Source organism: Mucilaginibacter sp. P1_A3 (genome assembly GCF_056406855.1).
The window spans coordinates 159904-183523 of sequence record NZ_JBFTZJ010000015.1; the positions used below are offsets into that span (position 1 = coordinate 159904).

General features: G+C 41.4%; 25 protein-coding genes. 14 read left to right on the plus strand and 11 right to left on the minus strand.

Annotation, left to right across the window (positions count from 1 at the left end; translation table 11 throughout):
- Positions 1–198 precede the first annotated feature (198 nt).
- The 4 genes from rpiB to AC1D0K_RS27485 all read left to right on the plus strand — a co-directional run bounded on the left by rpiB (position 199) and on the right by AC1D0K_RS27485 (position 4401).
- Positions 199–633: a ribose 5-phosphate isomerase B gene (gene rpiB / locus AC1D0K_RS27470; protein WP_477392782.1), complete on the plus strand. Its 435-nt coding sequence runs from the start codon at positions 199–201 to the stop codon at positions 631–633.
- Positions 634–755: 122 nt separating this feature from the next.
- Positions 756–2303 carry a M28 family peptidase gene (locus AC1D0K_RS27475; protein WP_477441367.1) on the plus strand — a complete coding sequence of 516 codons (1548 nt, stop codon included), beginning with the start codon at positions 756–758 and terminating at the stop codon, positions 2301–2303.
- Between the two features lie 158 nt (positions 2304–2461).
- The gene (locus AC1D0K_RS27480) at positions 2462–3847 is read left to right on the plus strand and encodes a LutB/LldF family L-lactate oxidation iron-sulfur protein (RefSeq protein ID WP_295711633.1); all 1386 of its coding nucleotides are present in this window, start codon (positions 2462–2464) and stop codon (positions 3845–3847) included.
- A 14-nt stretch (positions 3848–3861) separates the two neighbouring features.
- Positions 3862–4401 carry a dihydrofolate reductase family protein gene (locus AC1D0K_RS27485; RefSeq protein WP_477392787.1) on the plus strand — a complete coding sequence of 180 codons (540 nt, stop codon included), beginning with the start codon at positions 3862–3864 and terminating at the stop codon, positions 4399–4401.
- Between the two features lie 203 nt (positions 4402–4604).
- Here AC1D0K_RS27485 and AC1D0K_RS27490 read toward each other — a convergent pair whose 3' ends face one another.
- The 5 genes from AC1D0K_RS27490 to thrA all read right to left on the minus strand — a co-directional run bounded on the left by AC1D0K_RS27490 (position 4605) and on the right by thrA (position 10777).
- Positions 4605–5210, minus strand: a complete 606-nt coding sequence (locus tag AC1D0K_RS27490) for an HAD family hydrolase (protein WP_477392789.1) — start codon at positions 5208–5210, stop codon at positions 4605–4607.
- Positions 5207–5563, minus strand: coding sequence for a hypothetical protein (locus tag AC1D0K_RS27495; protein WP_477392791.1), 357 nt, complete (start codon positions 5561–5563; stop codon positions 5207–5209). Before AC1D0K_RS27495 ends, AC1D0K_RS27490 begins: the two co-directional genes overlap by 4 nt.
- 143 nt (positions 5564–5706) lie before the next feature.
- The gene (thrC, locus tag AC1D0K_RS27500) at positions 5707–7017 is read right to left on the minus strand and encodes a threonine synthase (protein WP_477392793.1); all 1311 of its coding nucleotides are present in this window, start codon (positions 7015–7017) and stop codon (positions 5707–5709) included.
- 219 nt (positions 7018–7236) lie between these two features.
- Positions 7237–8229, minus strand: a complete 993-nt coding sequence (locus tag AC1D0K_RS27505; RefSeq protein WP_477441369.1) for a homoserine kinase — start codon at positions 8227–8229, stop codon at positions 7237–7239.
- 97 nt (positions 8230–8326) lie between these two features.
- Positions 8327–10777, minus strand: coding sequence for a bifunctional aspartate kinase/homoserine dehydrogenase I (gene thrA / locus AC1D0K_RS27510; protein ID WP_477397770.1), 2451 nt, complete (start codon positions 10775–10777; stop codon positions 8327–8329).
- Between the two features lie 266 nt (positions 10778–11043).
- On the opposite strand from thrA, the gene AC1D0K_RS27515 reads away from it, so the two are divergent.
- Positions 11044–11619, plus strand: coding sequence for a hypothetical protein (locus tag AC1D0K_RS27515; RefSeq protein WP_477397768.1), 576 nt, complete (start codon positions 11044–11046; stop codon positions 11617–11619).
- Positions 11620–11649: 30 nt separating this feature from the next.
- Positions 11650–12570, plus strand: coding sequence for a ribosome small subunit-dependent GTPase A (rsgA, locus tag AC1D0K_RS27520; RefSeq protein ID WP_477397766.1), 921 nt, complete (start codon positions 11650–11652; stop codon positions 12568–12570).
- A gap of 60 nt (positions 12571–12630) precedes the next feature.
- Here rsgA and AC1D0K_RS27525 read toward each other — a convergent pair whose 3' ends face one another.
- The 3 genes from AC1D0K_RS27525 to AC1D0K_RS27535 form a co-directional block, all read right to left on the minus strand.
- On the minus strand, positions 12631–13071 hold the full coding sequence (locus tag AC1D0K_RS27525) for a hypothetical protein (RefSeq protein ID WP_477463125.1): 441 nt from the start codon (positions 13069–13071) through the stop codon (positions 12631–12633).
- Positions 13023–13679 carry a hypothetical protein gene (locus AC1D0K_RS27530; RefSeq protein WP_477397764.1) on the minus strand — a complete coding sequence of 219 codons (657 nt, stop codon included), beginning with the start codon at positions 13677–13679 and terminating at the stop codon, positions 13023–13025. The genes AC1D0K_RS27525 and AC1D0K_RS27530 overlap by 49 nt, the downstream gene beginning before the upstream one ends.
- A 155-nt stretch (positions 13680–13834) precedes the next feature.
- A complete protein-coding gene (locus AC1D0K_RS27535) occupies positions 13835–14521 on the minus strand; it encodes a hypothetical protein (RefSeq protein WP_477397762.1) in 687 nt (228 codons plus the stop codon).
- Positions 14522–14838: 317 nt separating this feature from the next.
- Here AC1D0K_RS27535 and AC1D0K_RS27540 point away from each other — a divergent pair, with 317 nt between their 5' ends.
- Positions 14839–15714: a Cif family virulence factor gene (locus AC1D0K_RS27540; RefSeq protein WP_295711616.1), complete on the plus strand. Its 876-nt coding sequence runs from the start codon at positions 14839–14841 to the stop codon at positions 15712–15714.
- A 182-nt stretch (positions 15715–15896) separates the two neighbouring features.
- The gene (locus AC1D0K_RS27545; RefSeq protein WP_477397760.1) at positions 15897–16250 is read left to right on the plus strand and encodes a SnoaL-like domain-containing protein; all 354 of its coding nucleotides are present in this window, start codon (positions 15897–15899) and stop codon (positions 16248–16250) included.
- A 78-nt stretch (positions 16251–16328) separates the two neighbouring features.
- On the opposite strand, the gene pyk is transcribed toward AC1D0K_RS27545, so the two are convergent.
- Together pyk and AC1D0K_RS27555 are read right to left on the minus strand one after the other, a co-directional pair.
- Positions 16329–17765, minus strand: a complete 1437-nt coding sequence (gene pyk / locus AC1D0K_RS27550; protein ID WP_295711614.1) for a pyruvate kinase — start codon at positions 17763–17765, stop codon at positions 16329–16331.
- Positions 17766–17832: 67 nt separating this feature from the next.
- A complete protein-coding gene (locus AC1D0K_RS27555; protein WP_477441372.1) occupies positions 17833–18252 on the minus strand; it encodes an IPExxxVDY family protein in 420 nt (139 codons plus the stop codon).
- Between the two features lie 154 nt (positions 18253–18406).
- Between AC1D0K_RS27555 and AC1D0K_RS27560 the strand changes: the two genes are divergently transcribed.
- Genes AC1D0K_RS27560 through rnc form a run of 3 tightly spaced genes read left to right on the plus strand, consistent with a single transcriptional unit; the run spans position 18407 to position 20652 of the window.
- Positions 18407–18643, plus strand: coding sequence for an acyl carrier protein (locus tag AC1D0K_RS27560; protein WP_031266521.1), 237 nt, complete (start codon positions 18407–18409; stop codon positions 18641–18643).
- A 19-nt stretch (positions 18644–18662) separates the two neighbouring features.
- Entirely contained in the window at positions 18663–19916 is a 1254-nt protein-coding gene (gene fabF / locus AC1D0K_RS27565) for a beta-ketoacyl-ACP synthase II (protein WP_295711611.1), read from the plus strand.
- 10 nt (positions 19917–19926) lie between these two features.
- A complete protein-coding gene (rnc, locus tag AC1D0K_RS27570; protein ID WP_295711609.1) occupies positions 19927–20652 on the plus strand; it encodes a ribonuclease III in 726 nt (241 codons plus the stop codon).
- Positions 20653–20666: 14 nt separating this feature from the next.
- Here the strand turns inward: rnc and AC1D0K_RS27575 are convergent, their stop codons facing one another.
- Positions 20667–21443 (minus strand): hypothetical protein, encoded by a 777-nt coding sequence (locus AC1D0K_RS27575; RefSeq protein ID WP_295711607.1) that lies wholly within the window; start codon positions 21441–21443, stop codon positions 20667–20669.
- A 208-nt stretch (positions 21444–21651) separates the two neighbouring features.
- On the opposite strand from AC1D0K_RS27575, the gene AC1D0K_RS27580 reads away from it, so the two are divergent.
- From AC1D0K_RS27580 to AC1D0K_RS27590, 3 genes are all read left to right on the plus strand, one after another.
- The gene (locus tag AC1D0K_RS27580; protein WP_295711605.1) at positions 21652–22527 is read left to right on the plus strand and encodes a YicC/YloC family endoribonuclease; all 876 of its coding nucleotides are present in this window, start codon (positions 21652–21654) and stop codon (positions 22525–22527) included.
- 91 nt (positions 22528–22618) lie between these two features.
- Positions 22619–23188 carry a guanylate kinase gene (gene gmk, locus AC1D0K_RS27585; RefSeq protein ID WP_295711603.1) on the plus strand — a complete coding sequence of 190 codons (570 nt, stop codon included), beginning with the start codon at positions 22619–22621 and terminating at the stop codon, positions 23186–23188.
- Between the two features lie 34 nt (positions 23189–23222).
- Entirely contained in the window at positions 23223–23606 is a 384-nt protein-coding gene (locus tag AC1D0K_RS27590) for a four helix bundle protein (RefSeq protein ID WP_477397755.1), read from the plus strand.
- The last annotated feature ends 14 nt before the right edge of the window (positions 23607–23620 follow it).

Sequence of the window (23620 nt, forward strand, 5' to 3'; positions counted from 1 at the left end):
GCGAAGGATCTGTTACTCGCTATGCTTCTTCGCTCTGTAATTCTGCGATTAGATCCTTCACTGCGTTCAGGATGACAAAAGTTTTTTTAAACTTCATCCCCATCATTGTAACAATCCTCATAATTACAATCTGCTTCCCTGAAATCCGTGCATCTATCATCCTAATTTTGCACATTTGCAAAAAGATATTTTTGTACGATGAAAGAAGGGCTTAAAATTGCCATTGGTGCCGATCATGCCGGCTTTGATTATAAACAGGCTTTATCCGCAGAGATCCCTGCAGATCAGCTAACAGATTTCGGAACTTATTCAAGCGCCTCTGTTGATTATCCCGACTTTGCACATCCTGTAGCATCTGCAGTTGAAAGTGGCGAATGCGATCTTGGCGTACTAGTTTGCGGCAGCGCCAATGGGGTTGCCATAACGGCCAACAAACACCAGGGCATCCGTGCGGCAATCTGCTGGAACGAGGAGCTGGCCATACTGGCCCGTAGCCACAATAATGCCAATATCGTTTGTATTCCCGCTCGCTTTATCAGTATTGATGAAGCTCAAAAAATCGTGAACGCATTTTTCAATACCGACTTTGAAGGCGGCAGGCACGCTACAAGAGTAGGAAAAATGGCTTGCTGAGAGCGGACAAAAGATTTTTGGACAAAGGAAAAAGCATAAAGCCAAAGGCTTAAAGCACAAAGCTATGATCTGTAAGCCATCAATCCTGAACTAAAAAGAAACTGACTTAATTATTATCATAAATGAAAAAAATCACATTACTTGCGCTCTCTGCTGTTGTTGCGGCAAATGCCTGCGCGCAACAAAACCCCACGGCGATGAAGTACGCAAAACTCATCAGCGCCGAGGATGCCAAAAAACATTTGAGCATTTTAGCCTCTGACGAATTTGAAGGCCGCGAAACCGGTAAGCCCGGTGCCGAAAAAGCAGCCAATTACATTGCTGCCGAATTTAAAAGATTAGGTCTGCAAGCCCCCGTAAAAGGATCGTACTTTTTTGATGTACCGTTGGTGCAAAACGCTTTAAAAGTAACAACACTTACCATTAACGGAAAGCCATTTGCGTTGGGACAGGATTTTTTCCCGAATGGTACAATTCCTGATAATAACATAAAAGCAGCCGGGTTTGTATTTGTTGGCTTTGGTACCGATAGCGAATTAGGCAGTACAGATTTAACCAATAAGGTTGTATTGTGGATAAATGAAGATAAGCCAGAGGCGGGTAAAACTCCAAATACCTCTGTGCGCATGGGTACAGCGCGCCTGCAAATATTAAAAAATCTGCAAAGCAAAAACCCTTCGCTTATTTTGGCGGCAAATGGCGATTTAACAAATTTGCTTAAACGTTACGGCAAAAGTATTGCCAGCCCTCGTTTAACTATTAAGGAGGAAGCCGGAGCGCCTAAGATTGCCGGAGCATTACACATCACCACTGCTATGGCCGATGAGCTGATTAAATCAACCGGGAAAACATTTGCTGATTTAAAGGCGGCTGCTGCTAAAACTCCGGTTGTAACTGCAAAAGTAGATTTTGTAGCTGCATACGCCAATGAACAAACTGCTGTGAAAGCGGTTGATGTGGTTGGATTTATGCCCGGTACCGATTTAAAAGATGAAGTATTGGTATTTTCTGCACACTATGATCACATTGGCTTAAACCCCGATGGAAAAGATAAAGTAAACAATGGTGCCGATGATGACGGATCTGGTACAACAGGCATCCTTGAAATTGCCCGTGCATTTTCGCAGGCAAAAAAAGATGGCCATGGCCCGCGCCGCAGTGTGCTGTTTTTAGGTAACGTAGGCGAAGAAAAAGGATTGTTAGGTTCTGAATACTATACTGATCATCCGGTTTACCCGTTGGCTAACACCATTACCGATCTTAATATTGATATGATAGGCCGTGTGGGTGAAGAATATATTGGCAAACCCGATTCTGCAAACTATGTTTACTCTATAGGTTCGGCCATGCTGAGTAAAGACCTGCATGACATTGGCGAAAAAGCGAATGATACCTACACCAAACTAAAATTGGATTACAAATATGATGATCCTAATGATCCTAACAGGTTTTACTACCGCAGCGATCATTACAACTTCGCCAAGCATGGTGTACCCATCATATTTTACTTCAACGGTGTGCATGCCGATTATCACCAGCCAGGTGATGAGGTGAGCAAGATCAACTTCCCATTATTGGCAAAACGTACGCAATTGGTATTTTACACAGGTTGGGAATTAGCTAACCGCGATAAAAAACCGGTGATAGACGTAACACCACCATCAAAATAGGTGAATGGTTGATTGAATTTAAAGAGCAATAAATACTACCAGGAGGCGCAATATTTGCGCCTCTTTTTATTTCAAACCTTGAACCCCCAATAATTTAATCTAACCTAATCAACCATTCAACTAAACAACTTCTCACAAAAAAACCTAAATTCGCATATATGGGAAGCACTGCCGAAGAATTTTTGGTTGCCTCGGAAGAAAAGGCATTTGATGTAGATCACCGCCGTATTATCAATAACAGTATTGATAAATACAACGCGGCTGCATCAAGCGGACTTTCAAGGATCATTAATCTGGATAATGCCAAAAAGAAAGGGCACGTGATCAAGTGGAAAGTGATGGAAAACCTGGATAAGTTTTTACCGGAGTTTGAAGCCAATTTTCAGCGCCGCGGCGGCAAGGTGATCTGGGCTAATGATGCCGAAGAAGCCAATCGCGAAATCCTGAACATCATCCAGAAGGCAAAAGCCACAACCGTAGTAAAATCAAAATCAATGGTTACCGAGGAAATTCATTTGAATGAATTTTTGAAGGAGAACCATATCGAATCATTAGAAACCGACCTTGGTGAATACATAGTTCAGCTTTTAGGGCAGGCTCCTTACCATATTGTTACGCCGGCTATGCACCTCAGTAAAGAGGATATTGCCAAACTGTTTCATGAGCGTTTTGGCAGTCCGCTTGATGCAACACCAGAGCAGCTTACTTTAAAAGCCAGGGAGCTGCTTCGTGATAAATATTTACAAGCCGACGTGGGTATAACAGGAGCCAACTTTTTGCTGGCTGATACCGGCAGTATTGCCATCAGCGAAAATGAGGGTAACGCGCGCTTATGCACCACCTTCCCCAGGGTACATATTGTGGTGGCGGGTATTGAAAAAATCATTCCGTCAATTACAGATCTGGATTTATTTTGGCCTATGCTATCTACCCACGGTACAGGACAAAATCTTACGGTATATAACACCATTTTAAGTGGTCCGCGCCAGCCAAATGAAACCGATGGACCCGAGGAGATGTATGTGGTGTTGATTGATAATGGCCGCACCAACCTGCTTGCCCAAAAGGAACAGCGCCAGGGATTATATTGCATCCGTTGCGGGGCTTGCCTTAATGTGTGCCCGGTTTATCAAAATATCGGGGGCCATACCTACAATATAACCTATAGCGGACCAATTGGCTCCGTTATTACTCCACATACCAATGGCATGGAGGAGTTTAAACACCTTAGCTATGCATCAAGCCTTTGCGGCAGCTGCACCGAAGTTTGCCCGGTAAAAATAGATATCCATAAAATGCTGTTGCTTAATCGCCGCGATGCCGTTAACCAGGGTTTTGTTACTAATAAAGAGCGCTGGGGCTGGGCCATCTGGAAAAAAGGTATGCTTAAACGTAACCTTACCGATTTTTTTGGCGGCAAAATGAAAAACTTCTTACTCCGGTTCTTCTTTAAAAGCACCTGGGGCCATTTAAGAGAAATGCCGGATGTTGCCGATAAATCATTCAGCAAACAATGGAAAGATAAACACCAGGGCGAAGAATAATCATACCTATTAGTATGCGGAAAGTAGTTTTAAATCTGGCCATGAGCCTCGATGGTTTTATTGAAGGACCAAACGGCGAATATGATTGGTGCCTTACCGATCAGGATTACGGGATGTCGGATTTCCTGAACAATGCCGATGCCATTTTCCTTGGCCGTAAAAGTTATGAAATACTCATGAACGCGGGGCCAGAGTTATTCGGAACTCTTAAAATGTATGTTTTTTCGGATACGCTGACAACGGTGCCGGGCAATTCAGAAATTATTCGCCGGGCAGATTTTAAAAAACGTGTAGAAGAGATCAGACATCAACCGGGTGGTAACATCTGGTTATTTGGCGGCGCTCAATTAATTTCGGCATTTATAGAGCAACGGCAGATTAATGAGTTTATATTGTCTGTTCATCCGGTAATTTTAGGTGCAGGCAAACCGCTGTTCATCGTTAAAGATCGTACCAAACTGATGTTTCTTGGCAGCGAACAATTTTCAACCGGCCTGGTTCAACTCAGGTATACCTTTAGTCCGGAGTTTGATTACGGTATGATTGACCTTTAGATTACACGGAACTAAAATTCTGCTCCGTTAGGATCTAACTGTTTGTAGAATCATCCCTATTAATTCTTTTGCCCGGGATGGGCTACCCTTCCATATTTAGGTTGCACCTACGGCGCAAAATCTCATTTCGTGTTGTTTTGCTACAAACAGGTAACCCCTACGGGGTACATCGACTTAATTGCGCAATACAAATACCATATCAATTACAAAATCCCAAGCTCTTTCAATTCCGTTGCCAGTTCATCCGCCGATTTAAAGTGAATACTTTTAATCCCTTCTTTTTCTGCAGCTAAAACATTGCGATAATTATCATCAATAAATAAAGCATCTTCGGGCTTTACATTATAACGATCAAGCAGTACCTGGTAAAACTCAGGGGCTGGCTTGCGCATTTTTTCGGTACCAGATACCACCACCCCATCAAACCAGTCTAAAAAATCAAAACGCGCCACAGCAAACGGAAAAGTTTCTGCCGACCAGTTGGTGAGTGCATATATCTTGTATTTCTTGCTCTCTTTTAACTGTTTAAAAACCTCAACCGTGCCGTGAAAAGGCTCGCCAAGCATTTCAACCCACCGGCCGTAAAAAGCCCGGATGTTTGCCTCATGCTCCGGGAATTGGGCAATAAGCAGTTCGGTACCTTCATGTAAGGAACGACCGGCATCCTGCTCCTCATTCCAATCGGATGTGCAAACCGTAGCCAAAAAGTTTTTCATTTCCTGCTCGTCATCAAATATGGTACGATATACATAATGCGGGTTCCAGTCAATCAAAACTGCACCGAGGTCGAATATGATGGTATTGATCATTTTTTATCAGTATGCTCGTAAATTTTAACATCAGTTACCACAGAATCTTTCATAGACAGGATAAGTTGCTTAACATACCGTGGTTTGCCAGGTTTGTATATCTCTGTTATTTCATAGGTCATTTGAGCCGTGTCGCTTTGTTGCGGTCGGTGCAGTAAATGAACTACCTCCTGGTACTTTAAACCTTTAAGTTTGTAATTTTTTAGTAAATCATCCACCATTAGTTCCCGATAGCTAAATGTTAATCCATCCCCCTCGTTCCAGTTATCCCGATCAAATTTTCGGTTCCGTTTACAAGCAGTAACTGCCAGGATTATTAAGCAAAGCAGAGCGATGGTATTTTTGTTGAGCATTGATATAGATTTTACAGATCAAATATAACCATGAATAATAAAACTTACGAAGTTTAATTGGGGATACTTGTTTTTCAATAGCCCCATTGAAAACTACCCCACCCAAAAACTTCGTAAGTCGAAAAAGTTATAAAAAAAACGGCTTATTTCGCGTTCAGCAAATACCCCTTAAAATCTTCAAAATCTTTACTTAGGGCTATTGCCAGTTTGGTTTTTGATTCCAGTTCTTTTACCTGCTCCGGCACATCTATTTTAGCGGCTATTTCCTCACTAAAAACATCAGGAAACTTGCACGGATGCGCGGTTGCTAAAAATACACCTGCAGTATCGGCACTGCTATGATCGTGCTGATAATCGGTTAAGGCCTGCCAGGCTATAGCAGTATGCGGACAAACCACATAATCATAAGTATCAAATACCCAGTTAATGGCTTTTAATGTTTCATCATCATTGTAGGTAAAACCTACCACTAATTTATTCAGCTCGTCCATATCAGCCTTAAATAGATCGGCAATACGTACCCAGTTGCTTGGGTTGCCCACGTCCATGGCGTTTGATAAGGTTGCTACTGATGGCTTTGGCTGATAAACACCCGTTTTTAAAAACTCGGGCACAGTATCATTGGCATTAGTAGCAGCTATAAATTTTTCAACAGGCAGGCCCATCTTCCAGGCCAGTAAACCCGCGCCAATATTGCCAAAATTGCCACTTGGTACAGAAAATATTACTTTTTTAACGCCCTGCCTTAACAGCTGCGCATAAGCGTTAAAATAATAAAAAGTTTGCGGCACTAACCGTGCTATATTGATAGAGTTGGCTGATGTTAAGCGGAACTCCTCATTCAATTCGGCATCGGTGAAGGCTTGTTTAACCAGGGCCTGGCAATCATCAAAAGTACCGTCAATTTCCAATGCACGGATGTTTTGACCGTTGGTTGTAAGCTGTTGTTCCTGCACGCCACTTACCTTGCCCTTAGGATACAGGATAGTAACCCTTGTGTTGGGTACGCCTAAAAAGCCCAATGCAACCGCACCACCTGTATCGCCGCTTGTGGCTACCAATACATCCAGCTGCTTTTCGCCGTCCTCTAAAAAATAGCTCATTACGCGGCTCATGAAACGGGCGCCAAAATCCTTAAAAGCCAGTGATGGTCCGTGAAAAAGTTCCAGTACGTGTACGTTGTCATCCAGCTTTACAACCGGTGCATCAAAGTTGATAGCATCATCTATTAAAGCTTTCAGATCATCAGCAGGCATGGCATCGCCCAAAAGGTTTTTAGCTACGCGGTAAGCAATCTCCGGTAAAGAATATTTATCCAGGTTATTGATAAAATCATCATCTAAAGGCGGGATGCTGATAGGCATATATAAACCTTTATCCTGCGGCATGCTGTTAAAAACCGCGTCTTTAAAAGATACTTCTGATTGGATGTTGTTGGTACTGTAGAGTTTCATTTTTTTGATTTCGGATTTCGGAATTTCGATTTCGGATTTATAATTTCTGTTCTTCCCACCCGTCATTGCGAGGTACGAAGCAATCCCCTATGTGCAGGTCAACTATGCGCGTTTCTCTGTGTAGTTCGGGATTGCTTCGTACCTCGCAATGACGGTGGGTTAGGTCATTTTGCTTTTTTTAAGCCCTTCCGCTTGCCAGCGGAGAGGGTTTGGGTGGGGCTACCCCAGCACCTTAGGCCCTGCATCATTTATAGTTGATACATAGCCATTGGAGCCAATTTTTAACCCGGTTAAATGCTTTTGTAGTCTTTCAGTAATTCGTTTAGCTGTGTCTTCATCTTTAGTAAAAGCGAAAACAGAGGGGCCCGATCCGGAGATACCGAAACTTACCGCGCCAAGCTCCATGGCCATTTCGCGCATTTTGTAAAAATCGGGTATTAGCATGGAGCGTACTGGTTCAACCAAAACGTCCTTCATGCTACGGCCTATCAGGTCAATGTCGTTCATGAATAAACCGCTTACCAATCCGGCAATGTTACCCCACTGGGTTACAGCATCCTTCATCTGGATGTTTTTACGGATAATCTGGCGGGCTTCCCTCGTAGGTACATCTACATCTGGAAACACAATGGCGCAATACAAACCGGCGGGGTGAGGCAGGCGCACTACATCCAGGGGTTCATAGCTACGGATCAATACAAAGCCACCCAAAAGAGCAGGCGCAACATTATCTGCGTGACCATGACCGCAAGCCATTTCTTCGCCCTTCATAGCGAAGGGTAATAGTTTAGCCGGATCGCTATCATCGCCCAATAAGGTTTTGATGGCGAACAAGCCCGCAACCGTACTTGCCGAGCTTGAACCAAGTCCGCTGCCTATCGGCATTTTCTTGTGCAGTTCAATATCCAGCCCAATATCGGTACGGCCAACGCTTTGCAAATAATGTTGTACGCTCACGCTCACCGTATTTTTAGCCGGATCCATTGGTAAACGCCCATCATCACCGGTAATTTTACTGATGGTGATGCCGGGTTTATTGGTCATCCGCATAATCACTTCGTCGCCCGGTTCATTTACCGCGAAGCCGAGCACGTCAAAACCGCATACCACATTAGCAACAGTGGCCGGAGCAAAAACGTGAATGCCCCCCCCGCCCCCTGAAGGGGGTGCCAAAGATGGGGCTGTTGTTAAATCTTCTATCTTATTTTCCATTTCTATCAAACTTTTATTCCCCCTTTAGGGGGTTAGGGGGCTATGCCCATTTCATATCAAACTATTCCTCCCCCTTTAGGGGGCCGGGGGGGGGCTCTTAATTTGCGCCCAAATTTATCAGATCAGCAAATACACCGGCAGCGGTAACTTCGGCACCTGCGCCGGGGCCTTTTACTACCAGGGGGCGTTCCCTGTACCTATCGGTAGTGAACGATATAATGTTATCACTCCCCGATAGCATGTAGAATGGATGGTTTTCATCAACCATTTGCAGGGTGATGGTTACTTTGCCATCTTCCAGCTTGCCTATATAACGCAATACCTTACCATCTTTTTCGGCCTGTTCTTTCAGCCTGGTAAAGTGGGCGTCTTCGGTTTTAAGGGTGGCGTAAAAATCATCAACCGATTTGGCTTCAAGACTGGCTTTTGGCAATACGCTTTCAATCTCCACATCGGCTTCTTCCATAGCGTAACCGGCATCACGGGCAAGAATGAGCATTTTGCGCATAAAATCTTTCCCGCTCAGGTCATCGCGCGGATCTGGTTCTGTATAGCCCTTTTCCTGCGCTTCTTTTACCACATCGTGAAAATTGGCATCACCTTTAAAGTTATTAAAGATGAATGATATGGTTCCCGATAGGATAGCCTCGATGCGCTGCACCCTATCGCCGCTGTTCATCAGGTTTTTTAGCGTGTTAATGATAGGTAAGCCTGCGCCAACGTTGGTTTCATAAAAGAAATCAACACCATGGCTACGAGCGGTATCTTTAAATGTGCGGTATTGTTTGTAACTGGCCGAGTTACCTATTTTATTGCAGGTAATAACCGAGATGTTTGCTTTAAAAACTTCCTCGTAAAAACCTACCGGTACGGGGCTGGCGGTGTTATCAATAAATACACAGTTAGGCAGGTTCATTTCTTTCATCCTGTTGATGAACTCCTGCAGATCGGCCTGGTATGGCGAAGATTCCAGATCATTTTGCCAGGTATCCAACGACACGCCATCACTGTTAAAGGTCATTTTGCGGGTATTGCTGATACCTGCAATTTTTACCTGGATGCCGTTATTATCTTTTAAATATTCGGTATGCGCTTTCAGTTGGTTAAACAGGGTTTTACCAATGTTACCGGTACCTAAACAAAAAGCATGTAGTGTTTTGGTTAACTGTACAAAAAATGCATCGTGTACCGCGTTTAATGCTTTTGAAAGATCTTGTGCCGAGATGATCACCGAGATATTATACTCTGATGATCCCTGGGCGATAGCTCTTACGTTAACGCCATTACGGCCTAATGAGTGAAACAACTTGCCCGACATTCCAGGAGTTTGTTTCATATTTTCGCCTACTACAGCTAATATGGCCAGGTTTTTTTCGATAACCAGGTGCTCCAGTTTTTTGGCTAAAAGCTCCAGTTCAAACTCCTGTTCTATCACCAGTTTGGCGCGCTCGGTATCCTGCGGCTGTACCGCGAAGGTGATGCTATGCTCTGATGATGATTGGGTGATAAGGATGATATTGATTTGCTCCCTTGCCAATAGTGAGAATAAACGACCACTAAAGCCTGATTTACCAACCATGCCGCTGCCTTCTAAATTAAGGATGCTGATATTGTTGATAGAGGAGATGCCTTTGATTGGCAAGTTGGATGCCTTGCAGTTATGACGGATCACGGTGCCTTCAAACTCCGGCTCGAAAGTATTTTTTATAACGATAGGGATCTTCTTTAAAAAAGCCGGGATCATGGTTGGCGGATAGATCACCTTGGCGCCGAAGTACGAAAGTTCCATCGCTTCGGTATAAGTAAGTTCGGTTAAAGAGAAGGCTTTTTTAACCATCCGCGGATCGGCGGTCATCATCCCGTTAACATCTGTCCATATCTGGATCTCTTTGGCATTTAACGCCGCACCAAATATAGCGGCGGTATAATCTGAGCCTCCACGACCTAAGGTTGTGGTTTGCCCGGCATCGTTACCCGCAATAAAGCCGGTTACGAAAAGTATTTTATCTTTATTTTCCTGCTGCAGGTTACGGATCAGCATTTCGGTAAGGTCGGTGTTCACCTTAGCGTTACCAAAAGCGCTGTCGGTTTTAATTACATCGGCGGCATCAACATACAATACCTCTTTAAAATGCTGGGCGGCAATTTTGCTCACCATAATGGTTGAGCAGCGTTCGCCATAACTTAACACCTGGTCGCGGGTTTTGGGGGTAAGCTCCCTTAGGGTTAATATGCCCTGCAATAATTCCTCTAACTGGTTAAAATGTATTTTTAAGCGGGTAAAGGCCGGGTTTTGATTTTGTACATCAAGCAGGGTTTTCACCACTTCAAAGTGGCGTCTTTCCAGCTCGGCAAGCGACGCGGTAAATTCTTTACCATTGGCGGCATCTTCGGCCATTGAAGCCAGCAGGTTGGTTACCCCGCCCATTGCCGATAATACAACTACCGGTTTGTCTTCATTTTTAACTTCATCCTTTAATATGTTTAAAAGGGTTTGGATGCTTGCCGCTGATCCTACAGATGTGCCACCGAATTTTAAAACTTTCATTGTTGGGTTTAGTAATCAATATTTAATAAAAAAGCCTTCCTCTTTGCGGAGGAAGGCTTTCATTTGGTTTCTTTTATGTTTTACACCATACGATTATCTTCCCCCGGTAATTTTGCCGATGGTAATAATAGATGTAATAATGGTGTTGTTAATTGTCATATTTAATGTCGACAAAGTTAATAGATGTTTTCTAATTAGCAAGCATTATTTTGCTTTTTATAAAAAACAAGTACTGATCTATATGATTTTAACTATAATTACCCAAAATGATGAATAAACTTTTACTGGTTATATTGCTATTGCTGATAACTGCACCGGGCTTTGCTCAACAGGGAAATGACAGCCTGATTTACAAGCTGCCTACAATTAACAACAAGCTGGTTTATACTGATAGTATTATTGTACAGGGTCGCGATAGTATCATGTTAGATAGTATGGCCAAAAAATGGTTCAACAGCTATTATGCAGATCACCAGCCCGATACCATACAGGGCAAAAATATTAAAGGCAGTGTTGTGGCCCAGGGCATTTTATTGTACAATGTTACGCCGGGGTTAATAAGCATTCCGTTTTACGCGGTTGTTTCTGTGCAAATAAATTGCAGAAATAATGGCTACACATACAAAATGTTCAATATTCATTTCAGGCCCAAAAATGGTGTTGTTAATGCTATAGGTTACCAAAATGATCCAGATTACCTGATCAAACTGTATAAGCAAAAGCATATTGGTTTAATTACTTCTATGAACATCAATCGCGGTATGATCAGAAAATATCTTGCAGCGATGAATAGCGCTGTACAGGCAAGCATTGCGGCGCTAAATAAAGCAATGACAAATTAAAGCGATGTATTTGTTACTTTTGAGGCTGATATGCAGGGATTACTTATAAAATCGACCGGAAGCTGGTACCAGGTGCAAACACCCGACGGGGAAAGGATTGATTGCCGGATAAAAGGAAAGTTCAGGATGCACGGCATCACCACCACCAACCCAGTAGCTGTAGGCGATGTAGTGGAGTTTGAAATGGAGCCCGAGCAGCAAAGCGGCGTGATCACCAAACTGCATCAGCGTAAAAACTACATTATCCGCAAGGCCATTAACCTGAGCAAGCAGGCGCAGATCATTGCCGCCAATCTTGATCAGGCTTTGCTGGTAGTAACCCTGGCCTCGCCACGTACTTCTTTAGGGTTTATTGATCGCTTTTTGGTAACAGCCGAAGCCTATGACATTCCTGCAAGATTGATTTTCAACAAACTCGACCTGTTTAGTGATGAAGGACTGGAAATACTGGCCGACTATAAAGCTGTATATGAAAAAATTGGTTACCCATGCTTTGAGGTATCGGCCATAGAAGGCACCAATATTGATCAGGTACAGGAGTTGTTAAAGGATAAAGTGACCTTGTTCTCCGGCCACTCGGGTGTAGGAAAATCAAGCCTGATCAACGCCTTGCTGCCCAGTCTCGACCTGCGTACCAATATGGTATCTGAGTGGAGCGATAAGGGAATGCACACCACTACCTTTGCCGAAATGTTTGAACTGCCACAAGGCGGATTCATTATAGATACTCCCGGCATTCGCGAACTGGGTGTTATCGACATAGAAAAACAGGAACTAAGCCACTTTTTCCCTGAGATGCGCTCCCGCATGAATCAATGCCGCTTTAATAACTGCCGGCATATTAACGAGCCCGGCTGCGCTGTGCTGGAGGCGTTGGAAGAAGGTGAGATTGAACTATCGCGCTATGAAAGTTATCTGAGCATCTATAACGGGAATGATACGAGGGCGTAGAATTGGGTTAAGAGGTTAGAAGATAGATAAGACAGCAGGAAGACTTTAACAAATAATAGGTTATTTAATGGTTATACCAAGCGCGAAAGCTCCCTTATCTCCATTTCCCTTAAGTTGTGTAGGTGTGCCATTTTTCCAATAAGCAGCGGTTCCACTCAAAGCATTTCCAATTACATATAAGTCATCCCCTTTAAATGCGAGGCCTGTCGCCATTGAAGCGCTTCCGTACGGAAGAGGGTAATTTAGTGTCTTGGCTACACCATTTTGCCAATATGTTGGGGCAAATACGTCCGTGGATATTTGTTTGTATCCCGCTATAAAAATATCATCCGCATGAAAAGCGAGCCCCAAGGGCCCTGAGCCTTGAAGGGTGTCTGCGAGAGAATTAATTACTTCATTTTTCCAATATTTGGCCCCGTTCTTTTCTCCGGAATGCGATGTTGCATTTCCTATTATGTAAATGTCGTTGTTTTTATCGCGATCCCGTAGGCAGAAGACCATAGTGCATCTCCTTGCGGAAGTATGACAGGAACTCCATTTTTCCAGTAGGCAGCCCTACTTGCCATTCCTGGTAAATCTATATAGCCAGCTATATATACATCATTTCCCTTTAGCGCAATTCCAAAAGCATTTGAACCTAAAGATTGATCCTGAAGCTTTGTGGTCATTCCGTTTTTCCAATAAGTTGCCTCTTGTCTGCCGGTCTTTTCATTGAGCGTGCTACCGGCCAAATATACATCTGAGCCATTTACCGCAATTGCATTCGCATATGTTTTTGACGGTTTGATAGCAATTTCAACAGAAATGCCGTTTTTCCAATAAACGGCAACAGGAGCATTATTTGAATAATAATATCCCGCTGCATACACATCAGTTCCTTGTACCGCAATAGCATAAACCTGGGATGGATTTGCATTTGGAAGCACTGTTGCTACCCCATTTTTCCAATAAGTCGCCACAACATAACCATTGGCTGCAATTGTAGAACCTGCTATGTACACATTTAAGCCGGCAGTATCCACATTATTGACGGGAGTTGGGCTTGAGTTTTTTTTGCAGGACGATGTTACAGCAGCTAAAAAAAGCAGGTAGAGTAAGTACTTTTTCAAGATCATTATGATAAGGTAAAAGAAATTAAGATTGACTTGGCAGCAATATACTAATTATAAGTATAGTACATAAATTACTCCCGGATGATGTGCCCTTTGATATGCCGGCATATTAAATAACCCTGGCTGCTTTTTCTTTCTTCGTGCATCTTACCTTACAGCGAGTTATAATAATTAAACAGCTTAGCCAGATCAGTATCGCTTTTATAATCAACCTTGGCATTTTTAATATAGGCTTGCATCTTCTCCGCTTTATCATTTAGAGCAGTAAGGATCGCTTTTGAGCCGGGTTTTATCCTGGCGATCTTATCATTTATCAACAAATAATAAACAACATCCTTTAACGCAAAAGTTTTGGTTACGGTTGCTGAGTTAAAAACCTGATCTGAGTGAATTATCTTTTTATAGCGCTTTAAAACTTTGACTTTGCCATCGGCAATTACCTGGTAAAACGACGCAGGTGTTTGTTCATCAACAGCCGGGTAGCCACTGCTGAATACCAGGGGTAAAAGATTGCTCTCTGGTATTCCAAAGGTATCAAAGCTAAAGCCTCTTACAGGTTCAACAAAAGCCAGGGCCAATGAATCCCGCGGGCTTTGAAATAAAAGTTCATCTTTTATCAAATCATATTTAAGTTTTGCCAGCATCGTTTTACCGCTAACCAGGTTAACTTTACCCGGAAACCAGTTTGGCACAAGATATGGGCTGCCTTCAACATCAATATAATTTTGCTCCATAACAGGCTTGCCCTGGTTATCATTTAGCATTTGCGTTTGTGCTTTTGCACTAAAACAATTTACCAGCAAGCCAGCTATGCAAAAACCAAAAAAAGATATTTTCATAATAACGTAATTTTATACACTAAAAGCATAACAAGGTTTTTAAACAAAACATTATGCATATTATTGGGTTAAATATTCTTAATTAGTAGCAAAAGGCTTTTTAAGTACCAAAGCTACTATGAAACTATACAACAAATGAACACATTGAGCAGCAATTTTTATAGGTTAAACATAGCCCCTCCACAATTTAATATGATGGTTTCCGTTTACAGGTTACATGCAATTGCATAAAACTATCCATATTTAGCGCGATTTGCAATTGCCTAACCAACTTAAAATTTATCATTAAATTGCTCCTCCCAATATCTTATTAAAATATGAAGAAAATATTATTAGCCGCCACATTTATGAGTTATGGCATTTTTGCCTTAGCGCAAACAGCACCGGTTAAAGTAAGTAAAGTTGTTTCAGCCGAAGAGGCTTTCAATAAATTAGTTGAACGTAAAGGTATAAAAGATGGCTTTTTAGCCGTTGCAGCTCCAGATGGTATTGTATTTAAACCCGATGCCGTTAAAATAACCGATTTTTATAATAAAATTGATAAGCAAGCCGGCAAGCTAAGCTGGCAGCCAAAATTTGCCCGCATATCTGCCAATGGCGATCTTGCCTTTACTGCCGGTCCCTATGTTTACCAAAATGGCAAAACGGAGGATGACAAAGTTTACGGCGATTATGTTTCTATCTGGCGGATTGATGCTGACGACAATAATAAATTAAAGCTGCTGATTGACCTGGGCATACAACACCCCGAACCGGAAGAACAAGCGGTAACTGATTTTAAAGAGCCCGATGCTACCATAAAATCTGCGCCGAGCAAGGATCCCTTTACAGCTAAAAGTGTTATTGTAAACACCGATAAAATATTCAACCACTCGTTAACCATATCTGCATTGGCCAGTTACAAGGAGTTTTTAAGTCCGGAGGGGCGTTACTACTTCCCCGGGTTTGAACCAATGACCGGGCCCGATGTGATCATGAAATTTATCAATAACCAGGCCATCACCATATCTGCCGAAACCACTGATGCCGGTCGTTCTGTGAGTAATGATCTGGCTTACAGCTATGGTCATGCACGTATTACCAAAGGCAATGTAGTGGGTAACTACAACTATGTACGCATCTGGGAAATTGATGCTCAGTCAAAAAAGTGGAATATTCTGCTGGAAGTATTTTCGGCTATTGAAAACGAATAAGAAATAGATATTAACTATATCAAAAACAGCGATGGGGATTACTCATCGCTGTTTTTTTGTTTTAGCCCCCCGTTACGTGTTATATCATTTCTATATCATTCTTTGCCTTTATATATTGCAGGTTGTAAACATTCATATAGTATTACCGTTGATTAGTATTATAACACAAACTTTCAAAAAAAATGAACACGATACCAGAAATTGCCAATCGCTTAGCTTCATTATGTAACGAGCTTAAATTTGTTGAAGCATATACCGAATTATTTGCTGACAATGCAGTAAGCATTGATCCGAATAATAAAAACGAGCCAATAGTTGGTCTTCATAAGCTGATTGAATATGAAAATCAATTTCTTGCAAAAGTAGAAATCCATGATATCAAAGTATCCGAAGCGATTTTTGCAGGAAGCTACTTCAGTTTAATTTTTTCTATGAGTTTCACACTTAAGGGACAGGAAAATAAATTAGTTGAAGAGGTTTGTGTTTATAAAGTTGAAAACGGAAAAATTGTTAGCCAGCAGTTTTTTATAGGCTAATTAGCTGGCTGCCATCAAAATAAAAAGCGGGTTATGCATTTGCACAACCCGCTTTTACATTAAGCTAAAATTTTATAATTATTCAATAACGCTTACTTTAAGCATATTAGTTTTACCTTGTTTAATAATTGGCGTTGCAGCTGTATTTATCACTACATCACCTGATTTAATTAAGTCTGCTGCTTTCAGTATGTTATTTACATCGCTGATTGTTTCGTCGGTACTATTCAATCTATCGTAGTAAAAAGAACGTACTCCCCAAACAAGGCTAAGCGCGTTTAGTAATTGCTTGTTGGCTGTAAATATGTAAGTACTTGCTTTAGGCCTGTGGCTCGAGATCTGGAACGCGGTGTAACCAGAAGTTGTCATAGATACAATACCTACCGCATTGCTGTTTTGTGCAAGGTGAACTGCCGACTCACAAACTGTATTGCTCAGGTAATCTGGCGATGCAGGATCAGAGTTTACTTCTTTAGATGAATTAAAGTTATAACCTAACTCTTCAACGTTGCGTACAATTTTGGCCATAGTTTCAATAACTATCACCGGGAACTCACCAACAGATGTTTCACCGCTTAGCATCACAGCATCGGCGCCATCCAATACAGAGTTGGCAACGTCATTAACCTCGGCACGGGTTGGGCGCGGGGTAGTAATCATTGACTCCAGCATCTGGGTTGCAACAATTACCGGTTTTGATGCAGCGCGGCATTTGCGGGCTATCATCTTCTGCAGCAATGGCACTTCTTCCAAAGGCATTTCAACTCCAAGATCGCCACGGGCTACCATTACGCCATCTGTAGCGGCAATAATTTCATCAATGTTATCAATAGCTTCCGGTTTTTCAACTTTAGCTATTACCCTTGCGGCTTTCCCGCTTTTAGCAATAATTTCTTTTAATTCAATAATATCCTGGCCGGTACGTACAAATGATAAACCAATCCATTCCACATCATATTTTAATGCAAACTGCAGATTAATCAAATCCTCTTCTGTTAAGCTTGGGATAGATACCTTAGTATTTGGCAGGTTAACGCCTTTACGTGATGTTAAAATGCCGCCATGCACAACTTCGCATATAACAGTATCTAACCTGTTGGTTTCAATTACCCTTAACTGCAGCTTACCGTCATCGAGCAAAATAATTTCGTCTGCCTGTACATCCTGCGGGAAAGTATCATAAGTAATGTAGATCTGCTCATCATTACCAATACATTCCTGGGTAGTAATTTTAATCTGCGTACCGTTAACTAAATGAATACCGCCATCTTTTACTAAACCAATACGGATTTTGGGGCCCTGTAAATCAGCTAATATTCCAACATTGGTTTTATATTCCTCGTTGATTTCTCTGATGGTATCAATAACAGCTTTGTGGTCTTCGGGGCGTCCGTGCGAAAAATTAAGGCGACAAACGTTTACGCCGGCTTTTATCATTGCTAATAAAACTTCTTTTTTAGCTGATGCCGGGCCCATCGTGGCAACAATCTTAGTACGATTATAATATAATTTCATATTGTTCTGGTTAATCTGGCTACGTATTCACATTTAGGTGTAATACCAACACTTTTAAAATTTTGCGCTAAAATAACAGATTTTCCCGTGATTTTATTTTTTTCGGATCAATCTTTACTGCAGCAACAATTTCGGGTATCTTATTTAGGGTTGATATCAGGTTGTCAAGGTCATTATCATCAATATAATTCCTGATCATTAAAAAATAATCAGCACGCCTAATTTCGGGCACTAAATAGCCCTCAGAGCCCTTATTGGCAATAAAATAAAAATCTGTCTCGGTGGTTTCCCAGCTATAATGGTACTTTGAGAACAAAACAGGTTCACTCCCCTGCTGAATATCAACAGACAGATCCTCCGTTTTCACAAAATTAAAATTTAAAAACTTATTGATAAGATAACATACGCGGTAATCTTTTAATGAAGTTGTTACCGCAATTAGCACAAAATCAAAATCGATCTCAAACTTTAAAAATTTCCTGTTCAAAATCATTACTTTTACACCGTCAAAAATACAAATCGAAACCGTTCGAATAAAATTTTGTTATCGAATTATATTGTAAAAGTTTTTAGATTTGATTATTGACAGAATTTATTTTTCTTTGCACTGAATTTTTATTAATCATTAAACTATAAAGACTATGTCTGATATCGCTTCAAGAGTAAAAGCTATTATCGTAGAAAAACTGGGTGTTGACGAAAGTGAAGTAACACCAGAAGCGAGTTTCACCAATGACCTTGGTGCCGACTCGTTAGACACCGTGGAATTAATCATGGAGTTTGAAAAAGAATTTAACGTGGCTATTCCTGACGATCAGGCTGAAACTATCGGTACTGTAGGTCAGGCTGTTGCTTACCTTGAAAAAAACGTTAAATAAGACTCCCTAACTGGATTAAATGGAGTTCAAAAGAGTTGTAGTAACCGGGCTTGGAGCACTTACTCCAATTGGTAATACCGTTTCAGAATATTGGAATGGTTTGATCAATGGGGTAAGTGGCGCTGCCTTTATCAAAAGTTTTGATACCACACATTTCAAAACTAAGTTCGCATGTGAAGTGAAGGGCTTCGATGCGGATGGTTTTTTGGGTCGTAAAGATGCCCGTAAATTAGATCCGTTTGTACAATACGCACTTTTCGCAACAGAAGAGGCCGTAAAAGACGCAGGATTGGATTTTAGCAAATTAGATACCAGCCGTATAGGCGTTATCTGGGGATCGGGGATCGGTGGTTTAAAAACGTTTTTGGATGAAGTTGTAAACTTTGCCAAAGGCGACGGAACACCACGTTTTAACCCGTTCTTTATCCCTAAAATGATTGCAGATATTGCCCCAGGCCATATTTCAATCAAATACGGATTGCGCGGACCAAATTTTTCAACTGTTTCTGCATGTGCATCATCAAACAATTCGCTTATTGATTCTTTTAACTATATCCGTTTGGGTAAAGCTAATATGTTTATAAGCGGAGGTTCTGAAGCCATTATCAATGAAGCAGGTATCGGCGGTTTTAACGCTATGCATGCATTATCAACCCGTAATGATGACCCGTCAACGGCATCGCGTCCGTTTGATCTGGACAGGGATGGTTTTGTAGCCGGCGAAGGCGCAGGTACCATAATTTTAGAAGAACTGGAGCATGCAAAAGCCCGTGGCGCTAAAATTTATGCCGAAATGATGGGTGGCGGTATGAGTGCCGATGCTTATCATATGACAGCACCTCACCCGGATGGGCTTGGCGCGGCACTTGTTATGCGTGCAGCCCTGGAAGATGCTAACCTTACCCCTGCAGATATCGACTATGTGAATGTTCACGGAACATCAACACCAATAGGCGATCCGCAGGAAATTAAAGCTATACAGGATGTTTTTGGCGACGATATTTACCGTATAAATATCAGCTCAACCAAATCAATGACAGGCCATTTACTTGGTGCTGCCGGCGCGGTTGAAGCAATTGCCTCTATTTTGGCTTTAAAGAATGGTATAATACCCCCTACTATTAACCATTTTACCGATGATCCTTCTTTTGATCCTAAAATTAATTTCACCTTCAATAAAGCACAGCATAGGGATATTAATATAGTTCAAAGCAATGGTTTTGGTTTCGGCGGCCATAATGCTTCTGTGATATTTAAGAAATACGAAGATTAATTGTGGTTTAATGCCTATCAATCGGTTTTACAAGCTTTACATATCGCCCAATAGAAAATACGTTAAGGTTTTGAATAATTTGCTCGGTTTTGTGCCGGGCAATTTGTCATTATACCGTTTGGCATTCCGACACAAATCTGTTGCCCAAAACGTAAAAAAAGGCGTAAAAAACAGTAATGAACGCCTGGAGTTTTTGGGCGATGCAGTACTCGGCAGTGTTGTGGCCGAAGTACTTTTTAAACTCTACCCTTATGAAGATGAGGGCTTTTTAACAGAGTTGCGCTCAAAAATTGTGAGCCGTAACAATCTGAACCAGCTTGGCCGCAAGCTGGGCTTTGATAAATTAATTGAGTATGATAACCGGATGCTGAATTCAAGCAGGCAGGGATCATTACTTGGCGATGCCTTTGAAGCTTTAATTGGTGCTGTTTATTTGGATAAGGGGTATGATTTTACCAAAAACTTCCTGATAAACCACATCATCAAATCGCACATTGATATTCACAAGCTGGAGCAAACCGAAACTAACTTTAAAAGTAAATTAATTGAATGGTGCCAGCGTCATGGCCGCGATATTACTTTTGAACTGGTAACCAACCAGGAGGGCGAAAACGCTAAACTTTTTACAGTACAGGCCCTTGTTGATGGCGACGTAATGGGATCTGGCAAGGAATTCAGTAAAAAGAATGCCGAAAAGCTTGCAGCCGAAAAAGCCTGCGAAGCCTTAAGTATCTAAATACAATTTACTTATTAGTGTTTCCCCGGCGAGGATAGCTTAGTTGAATCGGGCTTGATGAAAGTTGGCGAATTAAGCAGTTCTAATTTATCTTTCTCACCGCTGTTATTATAGTACTCAAAAGATTTTTGGGTATGTTGAATCAGGTCGTAATCATTCCAGCCTTTCAGGTCATCAAACGTTGGCGTATAATAATTCATGAACCGCTGCGCCAGCGTATCAGATTTTAATTTAGTTATTTGCCTTACAAAGGCTACGGTATATCGCCTGTTTATTTCAGCCTGCTCTAATTCCCCTTTTGAAAACTGGGCAAAACGCCTTGCCCGGTTAGGAGTTTTACCAAATAGCTCATAAATACCCGTTATAGGGTTGGTTATAAATGAAGTTACCGGCGGCTTACCATTGTAAAATGTACCCTGTTTACGATAATCCCCCATTATTTCATTCAGCTCCTGCCGTTTGGTTTGGCCTGTAATTTTAACCTCCTTTAGTACAACCTGGGGTTGCAGGTAAACAGGCATATCGCTATTATTAAGCACCTCTATTTTTTGAGGGGTGAAATTTTCTTTCGAAAAAAGCAGCGTATCACCAACAGATACTTTTATGGAGAACCATCCAAGATCATCGCTGGTAATTAAAGTGTTAGTTTGTAAATCTTTGATCATTACCTGACCAACACGCTCGGGCGTGTTTTTTTTGGAGATAACCCCTTTAAGGGTAAATTCCTGTGCTGATGCATTTAAAACAAAGCAAAAGCAAACGAGTAACTGCAGGGTAAAACGAATGCGCATTAATACTTATGAGAACGTAAAGATAGCCAGAGTATTTTAAACTAATTGTGAAAAAGTGTTAAAGTCGGAGAAGTCGGAAAGTCGGGACAGTCTGAAAGTCCGAAAGTAGCACCAAATGATAGTAGTACTTTTACCCAAATAAACGGACCAAAATCTTTACTGACTTTCTGACTTTTCAGACTTTCCGACTAAAACCCTATCTTTGCGCATGATAAAATCCATGACAGGGTATGGAATTGCCAGTTTTGATTCGGGTAATACAAAATATACCGTTGAGATCAAATCCCTGAACAGCAAGTTTCTTGAACTTTCACTCCGTTTGCCCAAAATATTTTCTGAAAAAGAATTTCAGCTGCGTAACGATTGCAGTAAGCTGATAGAGCGCGGTAAAGTAAACCTATCCATTAATGTTGAGCAGGTAAATGCTTCTATTAAAGCCGCAGGTATTGATAAGGTTTTATTAAAACACTACTACCAACAACTTAAAGATGTAAGCCAGGAGCTTAACGAGCCAACATCAAACCTGTTACAACTTGCTTTAGGCTTGCCCGAAGTTGTTAAATATGATGATGAAACTGTATCTGAAGATGAATGGAAACAGGTAGAAAAAACATTTCAGCAGGCCCTGGCCTCTTTTCAGCAATTTAGGGCTGATGAAGGAAATGTACTGGAGAACGATGTAAAATACCGTATTAATATCATCCTCAAAAACCTGGAGTTGGTTGAGTTAGAAGATCCTAAACGTGTGCCACTCATCCGCGAAAGGCTGAACTCATTTTTGGCCGAAGCAACCAATCGCGAAGCAATTGACCAGAACCGTTTTGAGCAGGAGCTGATTTATTACATCGACAAGCTGGATATTACCGAAGAAAAAATAAGGCTAAAAACACATTGCGAATATTTTATTGAAACACTTAAAAACGCGGATGCCAATGGCAAAAAGCTGGGTTTCATTTCACAGGAGATTGGTCGCGAAATAAATACCCTTGGCTCAAAGGCCAATGATGCCAACATCCAGAAATTGGTTGTAGGCATGAAAGAAGAACTGGAAAAAATTAAAGAACAACTATTAAACGTATTATAATTTATTGGTTTACTGGCTCATTAGTTCATTGGTAGCAAGCTGGTGACTATGCGCTATCAACGAACCAATGAACTAATGAGCTAATAAACTAATGGACCAAGAAGGTAAACTCATCATATTTTCGGCCCCTTCCGGAGCAGGCAAAACTACTATTGTACATCATTTGTTGAGTATAATTCCTGAATTGGAATTTTCCATTTCGGCAACTACACGGCAGGCACGCGGCGATGAGGAAGATGGTAAAGATTACTATTTTATTAGTTTAGCTGAGTTTACACACCGGATTGCAAAAAAGCAATTTGTAGAATTTGAAGAAGTTTACACCGGTACATTTTATGGCACCCTGCGTACCGAAATTGAACGCATCTGGGCAAAAGGCAAAACCGTAATCTTTGATATCGACGTTGAAGGCGGACTTCACCTTAAACGTAAATACGACGGGCAGGCACTTGCAATATTTGTACAACCCCCATCATTGGAGGTTTTAATAGAGCGATTAACCGGCCGTGGCACTGATAGTGAAGAAAAACTGCGCGAACGCTTTGCAAAAGCCGAAAAAGAACTAAAATACGCCCCTCAATTTGATATTATCCTCAAAAATTACGATCTTGAAACGGCTTGTGCAGAAGCAAAGGAGCTGGTGAGTAGTTTTATTAGATAGTTTGCAGTATTCTGTTTGCAGTTAGCAGCTTAAAATGGGGAGTTATAAAGATCTATTGTTGTATAAAAAGAGTTTCTCCCTCGCTATGGAAATTTTTTCAATTACAAAACTCTTTCCAAAAGAAGAAACATATTCACTAACAGATCAGATCCGCAGATCATCCCGCTCAGTAAATATTTGCACTATTGAAGCTTATCGTAAGCGCAGGTTTCCAAATCATTTTGTAAGCAAATTAACTGATGTAGATATGGAAAATAGTGAAACACAAGGATGGCTGGAGTTTTCATTGGCCTGTAACTATATTAAAAAAGAAACTTATGATAGTTTATTTGCACAGTCAGACGAAATAGGGCGTATTACACAATATATGATAAATAACCCTGAAAAGTTTGGAGCAGGTGAAAATGCTGCTAAGTAACCAGTAACTAATAT